The sequence below is a fragment of the Pseudomonas fungipugnans genome (assembly GCF_029955235.1).
GTDB classification, from domain to species: domain Bacteria; phylum Pseudomonadota; class Gammaproteobacteria; order Pseudomonadales; family Pseudomonadaceae; genus Aquipseudomonas; species Aquipseudomonas fungipugnans.
In genome coordinates, this window is the sequence record NZ_JARBWL010000001.1 from 3421390 (window position 1) to 3433358 (window position 11969).

Sequence of the window (11969 nt, forward strand, 5' to 3'; positions counted from 1 at the left end):
GCGGCGGCTTGCGGTATACTCGCGGCACTCCCTGGGGTGCTTGCCAGTTGACGATGTCCCTGAGCCGATTCGCACTACCCTGGAGGTTGCACGTTGGGCTGGTGTGCATGTCCGCTAGACGGAAAGCCTTAAAGCCTACTGCATCTTCCACCTTGAACTTTCGGGTTCAAGGGCTAAGTCAGCAGCGGTTCATCCGGGGAGCCTGATTCCAGTCCGATGCCGGTTTTATGCCGGCATCGGCTTTTTTACGGGTACGCTTTGTGTACCCGCACTGTTGAAGCCCGAATCCATGACCGAACCTGCGCTGCTTCCCCGCCCGCAACTTCGACGCATGCTGCGCAAGGCCCGCCGCGCACTGACACCCCGTCAGCAACGCGAGGCCGCTCGCGGGCTGTACCAGCAATTGGCCCAGCACCCGCTGTTTCGCCGCGCAAGACACATCTCCCTTTATCTGCCCACCGACGGTGAAATCGATCCGCGCCTTTTGCTGCGTGCGGCTCAGCGTCGGGGCAAGGCGACTTACCTGCCGGTACTCAGCGCCTGGCCACGGACCAAAATGGTGTTCCAGCGCATTCGCCCCGGCGAACCGCTCAAGCCCAACCGTTTCCGCATTCTCGAACCTCGGGCCAACATCGCCCGGCAGCGCCAGGTCTGGGCGCTGGACCTGGTGCTGTTGCCATTGGTCGGGTTTGATGATGTTGGCGGGCGACTGGGCATGGGCGGCGGCTTCTACGACCGCAGCCTGGCGTATCTGGCCCGGCGCAAAAGCTGGCGCAAGCCGACGCTGTTGGGGCTGGCCCATGAATGTCAGAAAGTCGAAAGACTGGCTCAAGCGAGCTGGGATGTACCGTTGCAGGGAACGGTGACCGACAAGGCGTGGTATGTCGCAGACTAGACGCCGCTGAATTCAGTGGCGTCCATAAGGCAGGTTCAGCGTTTGAAGGCCGACGGCTGTTGTTGCTGGGCGATTTCGATCGGCGCGTCAGTCTTGTTGGACCATAAGCTTTGGGCATAGCCAGTGGTCACGACGCCAAGACCGAACAAAATAACCAAAATCCATAGTAAATCCGGTTTGCGTTTCATCGATTGCCCCCCAAAGGCATATCAACACGATGACAGCAGCGGTTTCCGTTGTAGGCCGTGCAGCAGCGTCAAGCTAAGAAGGCCGGCATTTTGCGACAACGTGAACCGACACGCAAACGCTGGCGTCAACCGACCGTCGGTTTGTCATAAAATTGCCCGACAACTTTCCCACTCACCTCGCAAGGAGCCAAAACCATGGCCTATTGGCTGATGAAATCCGAGCCCGACGAGCTCTCGATCAAAGACCTTGAGAAGCTCGGCAAAGCCCGCTGGGATGGGGTTCGCAACTATCAGGCGCGTAATTTCCTGCGGGCCATGGCGGTGGGCGACGCGTTTTTCTTCTACCACTCCAGTTGCCCGGAACCGGGCATTGCCGGGATCGGCAAGATTATCGAAGCCGCCTACCCGGACCCGACCGCGCTGGATCCAGAAAGCCATTACCACGACCCCAAGGCCACGCCGGAGAAAAACGCCTGGAGCGCGATTGATGTCGCCCATGTCAAAACGTTCGCCAAGGTGTTGAAACTCGATTACCTGAAACAGCAAGCGGCGCTGGCCGAAATGCCGCTGGTGCAAAAAGGCTCGCGACTGTCGGTGATGCCGGTGACCGCCGAGCAGTGGGCGGCGGTGCTTCAGTTGCCTGAATAAAGCAGAACTGCTCGGTCATCCTCTTTTACCCTGCCAATAGGGTTAGGCTTGCCCCTCAGTTGACTGGCATCAAGTCGCTCAAGCGCTTGATCCGCCAGACTAGGACTCAACAGCCGCAGGATGCCCGCATGTCTACGCACAGCCGCTCTTCGATTTTCTTCGCCTGTTCCCTGCTGGTTCTGCTGGCGGGTGCCGGGGGCTTCGGTTACTGGAAATCGATGCATGATCGCCTGCCCGAAGGCCTGTACGTCGGCAACGGCCGCCTCGAAGCCACCGAAGTGCAGATTGCCAGCAAGACGCCCGGCCGTCTGGCCGAAGTGCTGGTCGATGAAGGCGACAAAGTGACCAAGGGCCAGCTGCTGGCCCGCATGGACACCCGCACCCTCGAAGCCCAGCGCAACCAGGCCGACGCCGAAGTGCTGCGCGCCCGGGAAAATCTCGGCGCCGCCCAGGCCAACGTGCAGTTGCGCCAGAGTGAACTGCTGCTGGCGCAACAGGAACTCAAGCGCTCCCGGGAGCTGTTCAAGCACGGTTTCGTCAGCGGCCAGATCATCGATCAACAACAAGCACGGCTGGACACCGGCAGCGCAGCAGTGGCCGCGGCGCGCGCACAAATGTCGGCCGTCAGTGCGACCATCGGCGCCGCCCAGGCTCAAGTGGCGATGCTCACCAGCGAAATCGACGACAGCAGCCTGCGCGCCCCCATCGATGGCGTGATCCAACTGCGCATGGCCGAACCCGGCGAAGTGCTCGGGGCCGGCGGACGGGTATTGCTGCTGATCGATCCCAACGACCAGTACATGAATGTATACCTGCCCGCCTCGACCACCGGGCGTCTGGCGGTGGGTGATGAAGCGCGAGTGTTGCTCGACGCGCTGCCCGACCACCCGCTGCCGGCGAAAATCAGCTTCGTGGCGGCCAAGTCGCAGTTCACCCCCAAAGAAGTCGAGACCCGTGACGAACGCCAGAAACTGGTGTTCCGGGTCAAATTGCGCCTGACCGATCCCGCCGCCATGCCCCAGGCCAAACCGGGCATGCCCGGCGGCGGTTATGTGCGGACCGCGCCTGTCGGCTGGCCGGTCAACCTGCAATGACCGGCCCGGCGCTGCAAGCGACGGGTATTGCTCATCGGTACGGCAAGCAGCAGGCCCTGAGCGACATCACGTTCAGCCTGCCCGCCGGCACCCGTTGCGGGCTGATCGGTCCCGATGGCGCCGGCAAGTCAAGCTTGCTGGGGCTGATCGCAGGCGTGAAGACCCTGCAACAGGGTCAGCTTGAGGTGCTTGGCGGCTCGATCCAGGATCGTCGCCATCGCAACAGCCTCTATCCGCGCATCGCCTTCATGCCCCAAGGCCTGGGCGGCAACCTTTATCCAGAGCTGTCGATCAGCGAGAACATCCACTTTTTCGCCACGCTGTTCGGGCTGCCGAAAGCCGAATGCGATCAGCGCATGCACAGCCTGTTGCTGGCCACCGATCTGCTGCGCTTTGCCGACCGCCCGGCGGGCAAGCTGTCCGGCGGCATGAAACAGAAACTCGGCCTGTGTTGCGCACTGATCCACGAACCGGATCTGTTGATCCTCGACGAGCCGACCACCGGCGTCGATCCCCTGTCCCGCCGGCGCTTCTGGGAGCTGGTGGACGATGTGCGCCGGCAACGCCCGCAACTGACGCTGCTTGTAGCCACGGCGTACATGGAAGAAGCCGAACAGTTCGAACATTGCCTGATGCTCGACGGTGGCAAGCTGATTGCCACCGGTTTGAGCAGCGAACTGGCCGCCGCCACGCCCAGCGGCAAACTCGACGAAGCCTTTACCCATTTCCAGGGCGACAGCGGTCACGACAACCAGCCACTGGTGATTCCGCCCCGCAGCGGAACCAACACCGATGTCGCCATCGAAGCCCACGACCTGACCCTGCGCTTCGGCGATTTCACCGCCGTGGACAAGGTCAGCTTCGCCATTGGCCGGGGCGAGATTTTCGGTTTTCTCGGCTCCAACGGCTGCGGCAAAACCACCACCATGAAAGTCCTCACCGGGCTGATGCCGGCCAGCGAAGGCAGTGCCACGCTGCTGGGCAACCCGGTGAATGCCAAGGACCTGGCGACCCGTAAACGCGTCGGTTTCATGTCGCAGAGTTTCTCGCTGTACGGCGAACTCAGCGTGCGGCAGAACCTCGACTTGCACGCCCGGCTGTTCGACTTGCCCAAAGCCGAGAGCGCCCAGCGTATTGACGAGCTGATCCAGCGCTTCAATCTCGGCAGCGTCGCCGAGCAACAGTCCGGCGCCCTGCCGCTGGGTTTGCGCCAGCGTCTGTCGCTCGCGGTCGCGGTGCTGCATCGCCCGGAAGTGCTGATCCTCGACGAGCCAACCTCCGGCGTGGACCCGGCAGCACGAGACGACTTCTGGCGGCTGCTGATCGAACTGTCCCGCGAACAGGGTGTGACGATCTTCCTCTCCACGCACTTCATGAACGAAGCCCAGCGCTGCGACCGTATCTCGTTGATGCATGCCGGCAAGGTGCTGGCTTGCGATACCCCGGCCGCGCTGCAACAACAGTTCAAGGGCCAGACACTGGAAGCAGCGTTCGTCACCTGCCTGGAACAGGCTCAAGGCACACCTGACACACCGACACCTGAAGCGCCGATTGATACGCCGACGAGCCCGAGCAAACCGATCAAGGACCGGGCCTTCAGCGTTGGCCGGTTGGTGGCGGTAGCGAGTCGCGAAGGCAAGGAGTTGCTGCGCGACAAGGTGCGCATGGCCTTCGCCCTGCTCGGGGCGGTGTTCATGATGGTGATCTTTGGTTTCGGCATTTCGCTGGATGTGGAAAAGCTCGCCTTTGCCGTCTTCGATCAGGACCAGACGCCGCAAAGCCGCGCTTATCTGGAAGCCTTTCGCAGTTCACGCTACTTCGCCGAACAGCCGCCGATTCACGATTCGAAACAGCTGCACCAACGTCTGCAACGCTCGGAAATCAAACTGGCGCTGGAGATCCCGCCAGGATTTGGCCGCGACCTGTATGCCGGACGCCAGCCGACCGTAGCGGCATGGCTGGATGGCGGCATGCCGTTTCGCGCCGAAACCAGCCGCAACTACGTGGAAGCCGTGCACCAGGCCAATCTCGAACAGCTGGCCGAACAGAGCAGCCCGGCCTTGCGTCCGCAGGCAACGGCCAAACTGGAAACCCGTTTTCGTTATAACCAGGACGTGGTCAGCGTCAACGCCATCGGCCCCGGCGTGATGGCGCTGATTCTGGCGTTCATCCCGGCGATGCTCACGGCGCTGGGGATCGTGCGCGAGAAGGAGTTGGGATCGATCACCAACTTCTACGCCACGCCGCTGACGCGCCTGGAGTTCCTGCTCGGCAAGCAGGCGCCGTATCTGGCGATCAGCCTGGTCAACCTCGCGGTGCTGGTGGCGATGAACCGCTGGCTGTTCGGCGTGCCGTTCAAGGGCAGCGCCCTGACCCTGGCCTTCGGCGGGCTGCTTTATGTATTGGCAACGACCAGCATGGGCCTGCTGATTTCCGCGTTCACCCGCACCCAGATCGCCGCGATCCTCGGCACCATGATCATCACCAGCCTGCCGACCATCCAGTTTTCCGGGCTGATCGTGCCGCGCTCCTCCCTCGAAGGCGCGGCGGCCGTATCGGGCATGCTGTTTCCGGCGGGTTATTTCCTCGACATCGCCGTGGGCACTTTCACCAAAGCGCTGGACCTGCGACAGCTGTGGCCGCAATGCCTGGCGCTGTTCGGGTTCTTTCTGGCGTTTACCGGGCTCAGCCTGGTCATGCTGAAAAAGCAGGAGGTCTGATGCACAAGCTTGCGCACATCCTGCGGCTGGGCCTCAAGGAGCTGACCAGCCTGCAGCACGACAGCGTGTTGCTGCTGTTCCTGTTCTACGCCTTTACCGTGGCGATCTACATGCCGGCGGCGGGCTCGGTGATCGGCGTGCACAACGCCAGCGTGGCCATCGTCGATGAAGACCACAGCCACCTGTCCCGAGAACTGGCCCAGGCGCTGCAACCGCCGGAATTCCAGCATCCAGTGCTGCTGCCTTACGGGCAACTCGATCAGGTGATGGACAGCGGCCAGTACACTTTTGTGATCAACGTGCCGGCCAACTTCCAGACCGACTTGCTGGCCGGGCGCCAACCCGCGGTGCAGGTCAATGTCGACGCCACCGCCATGAGCCAGGCGTTCATGGGCGCTGGCTACATCGGGCGGATCTTCCAGCGTGAACTGCTGAGCTACAGCGGCCAGAGCGACGCGGCAAGCAAGGCGCCGGCGCTGCTGACCACCCGGGCATTGTTCAACACCAATCTGGAGGGCGGCTGGTTTCTGGCGGTGATTCAGATCGTCAACAACATCACCATTCTCGCCATCATCCTGACCGGCACGGCGCTGCTGCGTGAACGCGAACACGGCACGCTCGACCATTTACTGGTGTTGCCGCTGACAGCGCTGGAAATCATGCTGGCGAAAATATGGAGCAACATGCTGGTGGTGGTGCTGTGCACCTGGGTGTCGCTGGAGGTGATTGTCAAAGGTGCGCTGGGCGTGCCGCTGGCCGGGTCCATGACGTTGTTCCTGCTGGTGACGGCGGTTTACCTGTTCGCCAGTACTGCGCTGGGGATTTTTCTCGCGACCCTGGCCCGTTCGACACCGCAGTTCGGCCTGTTGGCGATCCCGGTGATTATCCCGATGTTGCTGCTGTCCGGCGGCAGCACGCCGCTGGACAGCATGCCGCAATGGCTGCAATGGGTGATGCAGGGCTCGCCGTCGACACACTTTGTCAGCCTCAGCGCCGCGATTCTGTTTCGCGATGCCGGGTTGAGTGTGGTGTGGCCGGATTTGCTGGCGTTGACGGGGATCGGCCTGGTGTTCTTTGCGATTGCGCTGATGCGGTTTCGCAAGAGCCTGGCGTCCTGACCCCCATTCGCGAGCAGGCCCGCCCAGACAACCTATGACTTACTGAATGATCAGGTTGTTGAACAACAGATCCTCAACCACCGGCTTGCCGGTTTCATCATTCATTATTTGCTGGGTCTGTTTCAGGGCTTCCTGACGCAGCTTTTCCTTGCCATCGATGCTGTTCATCGCCTCGGTGGTCTGCTGAGTGAAGAGCGCCACCAGTTGATTGCGAATGAAGGGCTCGTTGGCCTTGACCGCCTTGATCGCCTCATCGCCGGTCACGCGCAGCGCCACGTCCGCCTTGAACACCTTTAACTTCGGCGTGCCATCCAGGCCATAGTTGCCGACGAACGGCGGGCTCAGGGTGATATAGCTGACCTTCGGGGCTTCACCTTCTTTGGCTGCTTCTTCGGCCATCGCTGCCATGGGCAGAGACAGGGCCAGCATCAACATGATCCACGCTTTCACAATTCGCTCCTTATCCGGTTTGCGGCCTAGCATAACGACCCGTCGCGCAAGCACAAGCTTATGGCTGGCTATCAGGGGCGGGCATGCTCGTTGACCCATTGACTCACACACCTACACTTATCGGCCATCACTCCCAAAGGAATAGCCCTGATGAAAGCCGTGCTGTGCAAAGCCTTCGGCCCTGCCGAATTGCTGGTGCTGGAAGACGTCGCCAGCCCTGTGGCGAAGAAGAACGAAATCCTGCTGGAGGTGCACGCCGCCGGGGTCAACTTTCCGGACACGCTGATCATCGAGGGCAAATACCAGTTCAAGCCGCCCTTCCCGTTTTCGCCCGGTGGCGAAGCAGCTGGCGTGGTCAGCGCGGTAGGAGAAAAAATCAGCCACCTCAAGGTCGGCGACCGGGTCATGGCCCTGACTGGTTGGGGCAGCTTTGCCGAGCAGGTCGCTGTGCCGGGCTACAACGTGCTGCCAATCCCGCCCTCGATGGACTTCAACACCGCCGCCGCGTTCAGCATGACCTACGGCACTTCAATGCACGCCCTCAAGCAACGGGCCAACCTGCAACCGGGTGAAACCCTGCTGGTGCTTGGCGCTTCCGGAGGTGTTGGCCTGGCCGCCGTGGAAATCGGCAAAGCCATGGGTGCCCGGGTCATCGCCGCCGCCAGCAGCGCGGAAAAACTCGCCGTGGCCAAGGCAGCCGGTGCCGACGAACTGATCAACTACAGCGAAACCAGCCTCAAGGACGAAATCAAACGCCTGACCGGCGGCAACGGTGCCGATGTGATCTACGACCCAGTCGGCGGCGACCTCTTCGATCAGGCCGTGCGCGCCATCGCCTGGAACGGCCGCCTGCTGGTGGTCGGTTTCGCCAGCGGGCGAATTCCCGAATTCCCGGTCAACCTCGCCCTGCTCAAAGGCGCAGCGGTGGTCGGCGTATTCTGGGGCTCGTTCGCCCAGCGTCAGCCGCAGGACAATGCAGCGAACTTCCAACAGTTGTTTGCCTGGTTTGCCGAGGGCAAATTGAAACCGCTGGTATCGCAGGTGTATCCGCTGGGGGATGCGGCCAAGGCGATTGATGATCTTGGTCAGCGTCGGGCGGTTGGGAAGGTGGTGGTGCAGGTGCGCTGAAAACGGTGAGCGACCTGGCTTCTCTGAAGGACCAGTCAGCCTCCGGTCGTGGCGGCGATATCTCCCGGCAGCAGGTGTTCCTGAATTTTCTGGCTGCCGGACTCGATCAGTTGGCCCTGGTGATCGAAGCGCAGCACAATGAGCCAGTCATAGACGTCTTCCGGCCACTTTTTCTGACCGGTCAATGCCTGGCCATCTCCGCCGAACGCCGCGATCAGCTTGTTGATACGACTGTGATGCCAGGCGATCAATACCGTTTGCGCCTGATTGTTCTTGCGCAGGGATTTGACCAGTTTGTCGACTTCATCATCGGCAAAAGGTTGTTCAATAGGCAATTGCAGGCGTTGCGCCAGTGGCATCAGCGTCAGCCGTGGTCGGCTGCTGTCAGGGCTGTCGCTGGTGGCGATCAGGCGCTGCGGGGTCAATGGCAGACCATTGAGGGTTAGCGGGTCGAAGTAGCTGGCGTAGGCGCCAGCGCGCTGTTCGCCCTTGGCATTCAATAGCGGGCCCTGGTCGGGTTTCTCGGCGTGACGAACGATCAGCACCGTGACATCGCTCAGGCCGCGCGCCTCTTTTTCCTGTGCGTGGGCCAACGTCTGAATCGAGAGCATCAATGCCGGCACCAGCAACAATCCCGACACAAGCGTGCGTAACCTGGCGACCATCGTCCTTTCCTTTAGTCAGTGTTCGGATCAATCGACTCTAGACCAACCTGTGGGAGCAAGCCCGCTCCCACAGGTTTTAGCGATGTTCGTTAGAGAACACTCGATCTCGCACATTTCCACTGTTTTGCCAATGAGAAGCGGTGCTATTTTCGGTAACGAAACTGTAACATTCGCATCCGCAGTCAAAACAAGAAATTTGGAGCTCTTGAATGTTTGCTTTCTTTCGCCCTGCCACACATCAGGCACCCCTGCCTGAAGAAAAAATAGACAGCACTTACCGACGCCTTCGCTGGCAGATCTTCGCCGGGATCTTCTTTGGGTACGCGGGTTATTACCTGCTGCGCAAGAGCTTCTCCCTGGCCATGCCGTATCTGATCGACGAGGGTTATACCCGTGGCCAGCTGGGCCTGGCAATGTCGGCGATTGCCATCGCTTATGGTCTGTCGAAATTCCTCATGGGGCTGGTGTCCGACCGTTCCAACCCGCGTTATTTCCTGCCGTTCGGCCTGCTGATTTCGGCCGGGGTGATGTTCATCTTCGGCTTCGCACCGTGGGCCACCTCCAGCGTGACCATGATGTTCATCCTATTGTTCATCAACGGTTGGGCTCAGGGCATGGGTTGGCCGCCAAGTGGCCGGACCATGGTGCACTGGTGGTCGCAGAAAGAACGCGGTGGTGTGGTGTCCGTGTGGAACGTGGCGCACAACGTGGGCGGCGGCCTGATCGGTCCGTTGTTCCTGCTCGGCATGGGCCTGTTCAATGACTGGCACGCGGCGTTCTACGTGCCGGCAGCGGTAGCATTGGCCGTGGCGGCGTTCGCCTTCGTGACCATGCGCGACACCCCGCAATCGGTCGGCCTGCCGCCAATCGAGCAGTACAAGAATGACTACCCGGAAGGCTATGACGCCAGCCACGAAGACGAATTCAGCGCCAAGGAAATCTTCGTCAAATACGTGCTGCGCAACAAGATGCTCTGGTACATCGCCATGGCCAACGTCTTCGTCTATCTGCTGCGCTACGGCGTACTGGACTGGGCGCCGACCTACCTCAAGGAAGCCAAGCACTTCACCGTGGACACCACGTCCTGGGCGTACTTCTTCTATGAGTGGGCCGGTATTCCGGGCACGCTGCTGTGCGGCTGGATGTCGGACAAGATCTTCCGTGGCAACCGTGGCCTGACCGGCATGGTGTTCATGGCGTTGGTGACTGTGGCGACGCTGGTGTATTGGCTCAACCCGGCCGGCAACCCGACCGTGGACATGATTGCGCTGTTCTCCATCGGCTTCCTGATCTACGGCCCGGTGATGCTGATTGGTCTGCAAGCGCTGGAACTGGCACCGAAGAAAGCTGCCGGTACGGCGGCAGGTTTCACGGGGCTGTTCGGTTACCTGGGCGGTTCGGTCGCGGCCAGTGCCGCGATGGGCTACACCGTGGACCACTTCGGTTGGGACGGCGGTTTCGTGCTGCTGGTAGGCGCGTGCATCCTGGCGATGGTGTGCCTGGCACCGACCCTATGGCACAAGCAGGTCGCCAGTCAGGGCCGCGAAGCGCTCGCCTGATCGACCTTTGATTTGCAGCGTTTGAGCCGCGCCTCCAGATTCCGGTCTGGCATGGCGTGGCTACGCAGGGCGTGGGCGGTCTGCTCGACATAATCGCGAGTGGTGCCGTAACGCCCGCAAGCGCTCTCAAAGACCTGGCTCAGCACATGATCTGGCAAGTTGCCGGCATAGCTGGGCAGGTGCCGCTCCAATACAAATCCCAAGGCCTGAACCTGGCTGCCATCTTCAAGACGGCAGTTGAGCCAGTGCGGGCGATAGGAAGGGAATGGCATCTCCCGTTGCCACAGGGCATAGAGCGAAGCATCAAGTTGCTCTTCGGGCAGGCGATAGGCAAACCCGCTGCACGAGCCGCCGCGATCCAGGCCAAATACCAGGCCCGGCACTTCCGGCGTACCGCGATGCTCGTGGGACCACAGGTACAAACCGCGATGGTAGCCATGCACCCGTCCGCGAACGCGTTCCACCGCCGGGCATTCCGGACGCCAGATCAGCGACCCATACGCGAACAGCCAGACCGGCCCACCCTTGTGGCGCGCCATGGTGGTCTGCATCGAGCTGAGCAATTGTTCGTGAGTCAGCTGCGGCCCCAGATCGAGTCGCGGAGGATAAGCCAGATTCAGAAAAGCAGATTCAATGGCTGTCATGGCGGAAGTGTTCGGCCCCACAAGTATTACAAGATGTAAGCAAAATTCGCTTCATAGAACATATAGCAGTAACCGTAAAACGAAAAGTGCTAAAGGATGTATGACAGTTGTGATACCGATAAATACCAGTCAACACTGTCTTTGATCTGGTTTTATATAGCCTAATACCATTTTGGAAATGTCTTAAATACCTGAATGACATATGCATAAGCATTCGATTCATTCAGGGTACGTTCATGAAGGCTCAGGACGTTTCCTACTAAACTCTCGGACTTTCTGACTTTCATGTTACTGGACGCCCACGTATAACGGCCTCCCTCAGGCGCAAGCCACACCGTCTACAGAGGCTGTTGATGAAAAAACCCGGGCTTTACGCCATGTTGCTGATGATCTTTGCCGACCACACGCTGGGGCAGGATGACGCACAACAAGACAAGGGCTTCTGGTACGCACAGACCAGCGTCTATACCAAACATTATTCGCCTGATCCCGACCACAACAATAATCAGGACCTGATTGGCATTGAACGTAATCAGGCGTCAGGCTGGGTATTTGGCGGGGCGACTTTTCGTAACTCGTTCAGCCAGCGTTCGTACTACGCCTATGCCGGCAAGCGCTATGAGAGCGCTGATTATCCGGTGTACTTCAAGCTGACAGGCGGGTTGCTTCAGGGCTATAGCGGCCAGTACAAGGACAAGATTCCCCTCAATCACTTCGGCGTTGCACCCGTGATCATTCCGTCCGTTGGCACGCATTACGGCCCGCTGGCGGCCGAGCTGGTTTTTCTCGGCGCCAATGCGGCCATGGTGACTACGGGCGTTCGTTTCTAGAAGGGCTTGCTGGCCCGAGATCAAGGCTCA

General features: G+C 60.5%; 12 protein-coding genes and 1 other RNA gene. 9 read left to right on the forward strand and 4 right to left on the reverse strand.

Annotation, left to right across the window (positions count from 1 at the left end; all coding sequences use genetic code 11):
• Positions 1 to 25 precede the first annotated feature (25 nt).
• Positions 26 to 204: non-coding RNA, 6S RNA (gene ssrS / locus POF45_RS14590), on the forward strand.
• An 85-nt stretch (positions 205 to 289) separates the two neighbouring features.
• Positions 290 to 895 carry a 5-formyltetrahydrofolate cyclo-ligase gene (locus POF45_RS14595; RefSeq protein ID WP_259497399.1) on the forward strand — a complete coding sequence of 202 codons (606 nt, stop codon included), beginning with the start codon at positions 290 to 292 and terminating at the stop codon, positions 893 to 895.
• A 35-nt stretch (positions 896 to 930) separates the two neighbouring features.
• Here POF45_RS14595 and POF45_RS14600 read toward each other — a convergent pair whose 3' ends face one another.
• Positions 931 to 1083: a hypothetical protein gene (locus POF45_RS14600; protein ID WP_008024268.1), complete on the reverse strand. Its 153-nt coding sequence runs from the start codon at positions 1081 to 1083 to the stop codon at positions 931 to 933.
• 195 nt (positions 1084 to 1278) lie between these two features.
• On the opposite strand from POF45_RS14600, the gene POF45_RS14605 reads away from it, so the two are divergent.
• The 4 genes from POF45_RS14605 (at position 1279) to POF45_RS14620 (ending at position 6663) form a co-directional block, all read left to right on the forward strand.
• A complete protein-coding gene (locus POF45_RS14605) occupies positions 1279 to 1731 on the forward strand; it encodes an EVE domain-containing protein (protein ID WP_259497401.1) in 453 nt (150 codons plus the stop codon).
• 128 nt (positions 1732 to 1859) lie between these two features.
• Positions 1860 to 2825 (forward strand): HlyD family secretion protein, encoded by a 966-nt coding sequence (locus POF45_RS14610; protein ID WP_259497404.1) that lies wholly within the window; start codon positions 1860 to 1862, stop codon positions 2823 to 2825.
• Complete coding sequence (gene rbbA / locus POF45_RS14615) at positions 2822 to 5545, forward strand: ribosome-associated ATPase/putative transporter RbbA (RefSeq protein WP_282315950.1); 2724 nt, start codon at positions 2822 to 2824, stop codon at positions 5543 to 5545. Before POF45_RS14610 ends, rbbA begins: the two co-directional genes overlap by 4 nt.
• A complete protein-coding gene (locus POF45_RS14620; RefSeq protein ID WP_259497408.1) occupies positions 5545 to 6663 on the forward strand; it encodes an ABC transporter permease in 1119 nt (372 codons plus the stop codon). Before rbbA ends, POF45_RS14620 begins: the two co-directional genes overlap by 1 nt.
• Positions 6664 to 6702: 39 nt before the next feature.
• On the opposite strand, the gene POF45_RS14625 is transcribed toward POF45_RS14620, so the two are convergent.
• The gene (locus POF45_RS14625; RefSeq protein WP_259497409.1) at positions 6703 to 7113 is read right to left on the reverse strand and encodes a flagellar basal body-associated protein FliL; all 411 of its coding nucleotides are present in this window, start codon (positions 7111 to 7113) and stop codon (positions 6703 to 6705) included.
• Positions 7114 to 7263: 150 nt separating this feature from the next.
• On the opposite strand from POF45_RS14625, the gene POF45_RS14630 reads away from it, so the two are divergent.
• Complete coding sequence (locus POF45_RS14630; RefSeq protein WP_282315951.1) at positions 7264 to 8241, forward strand: NADPH:quinone oxidoreductase family protein; 978 nt, start codon at positions 7264 to 7266, stop codon at positions 8239 to 8241.
• 35 nt (positions 8242 to 8276) lie between these two features.
• Here the strand turns inward: POF45_RS14630 and POF45_RS14635 are convergent, their stop codons facing one another.
• On the reverse strand, positions 8277 to 8906 hold the full coding sequence (locus tag POF45_RS14635; RefSeq protein WP_259497411.1) for a flagellar basal body-associated protein FliL: 630 nt from the start codon (positions 8904 to 8906) through the stop codon (positions 8277 to 8279).
• A 209-nt stretch (positions 8907 to 9115) separates the two neighbouring features.
• On the opposite strand from POF45_RS14635, the gene glpT reads away from it, so the two are divergent.
• Positions 9116 to 10465, forward strand: coding sequence for a glycerol-3-phosphate transporter (glpT, locus tag POF45_RS14640; RefSeq protein WP_282315952.1), 1350 nt, complete (start codon positions 9116 to 9118; stop codon positions 10463 to 10465).
• On the opposite strand, the gene POF45_RS14645 is transcribed toward glpT, so the two are convergent.
• Complete coding sequence (locus POF45_RS14645) at positions 10441 to 11109, reverse strand: gamma-glutamylcyclotransferase (protein WP_282315953.1); 669 nt, start codon at positions 11107 to 11109, stop codon at positions 10441 to 10443. The genes glpT and POF45_RS14645 overlap by 25 nt on opposite strands.
• Before the next feature lie 353 nt (positions 11110 to 11462).
• Between POF45_RS14645 and POF45_RS14650 the strand changes: the two genes are divergently transcribed.
• The gene (locus tag POF45_RS14650) at positions 11463 to 11939 is read left to right on the forward strand and encodes a sn-glycerol-3-phosphate transporter (RefSeq protein WP_282315954.1); all 477 of its coding nucleotides are present in this window, start codon (positions 11463 to 11465) and stop codon (positions 11937 to 11939) included.
• Positions 11940 to 11969: the final 30 nt, after the last annotated feature.

Excerpts from the sequence above, each read along its gene's own strand:
- POF45_RS14605 (WP_259497401.1), top strand. The coding sequence starts at position 1,279 with ATGGCCTATTGGCTGATGAAATCCGAGCCCGACGAGCTCTCGATCAAA.
- POF45_RS14595 (WP_259497399.1), top strand. The coding sequence starts at position 290 with ATGACCGAACCTGCGCTGCTTCCCCGCCCGCAACTTCGACGCATGCTG.
- POF45_RS14635 (WP_259497411.1), bottom strand. The coding sequence starts at position 8,906 with ATGGTCGCCAGGTTACGCACGCTTGTGTCGGGATTGTTGCTGGTGCCG.
- POF45_RS14645 (WP_282315953.1), bottom strand. The coding sequence starts at position 11,109 with ATGACAGCCATTGAATCTGCTTTTCTGAATCTGGCTTATCCTCCGCGA.
- POF45_RS14630 (WP_282315951.1), top strand. The coding sequence starts at position 7,264 with ATGAAAGCCGTGCTGTGCAAAGCCTTCGGCCCTGCCGAATTGCTGGTG.
- POF45_RS14620 (WP_259497408.1), top strand. The coding sequence starts at position 5,545 with ATGCACAAGCTTGCGCACATCCTGCGGCTGGGCCTCAAGGAGCTGACC.
- glpT (WP_282315952.1), top strand. The coding sequence starts at position 9,116 with ATGTTTGCTTTCTTTCGCCCTGCCACACATCAGGCACCCCTGCCTGAA.
- POF45_RS14600 (WP_008024268.1), bottom strand. The coding sequence starts at position 1,083 with ATGAAACGCAAACCGGATTTACTATGGATTTTGGTTATTTTGTTCGGT.
- POF45_RS14650 (WP_282315954.1), top strand. The coding sequence starts at position 11,463 with ATGAAAAAACCCGGGCTTTACGCCATGTTGCTGATGATCTTTGCCGAC.
- POF45_RS14610 (WP_259497404.1), top strand. The coding sequence starts at position 1,860 with ATGTCTACGCACAGCCGCTCTTCGATTTTCTTCGCCTGTTCCCTGCTG.
- rbbA (WP_282315950.1), top strand. The coding sequence starts at position 2,822 with ATGACCGGCCCGGCGCTGCAAGCGACGGGTATTGCTCATCGGTACGGC.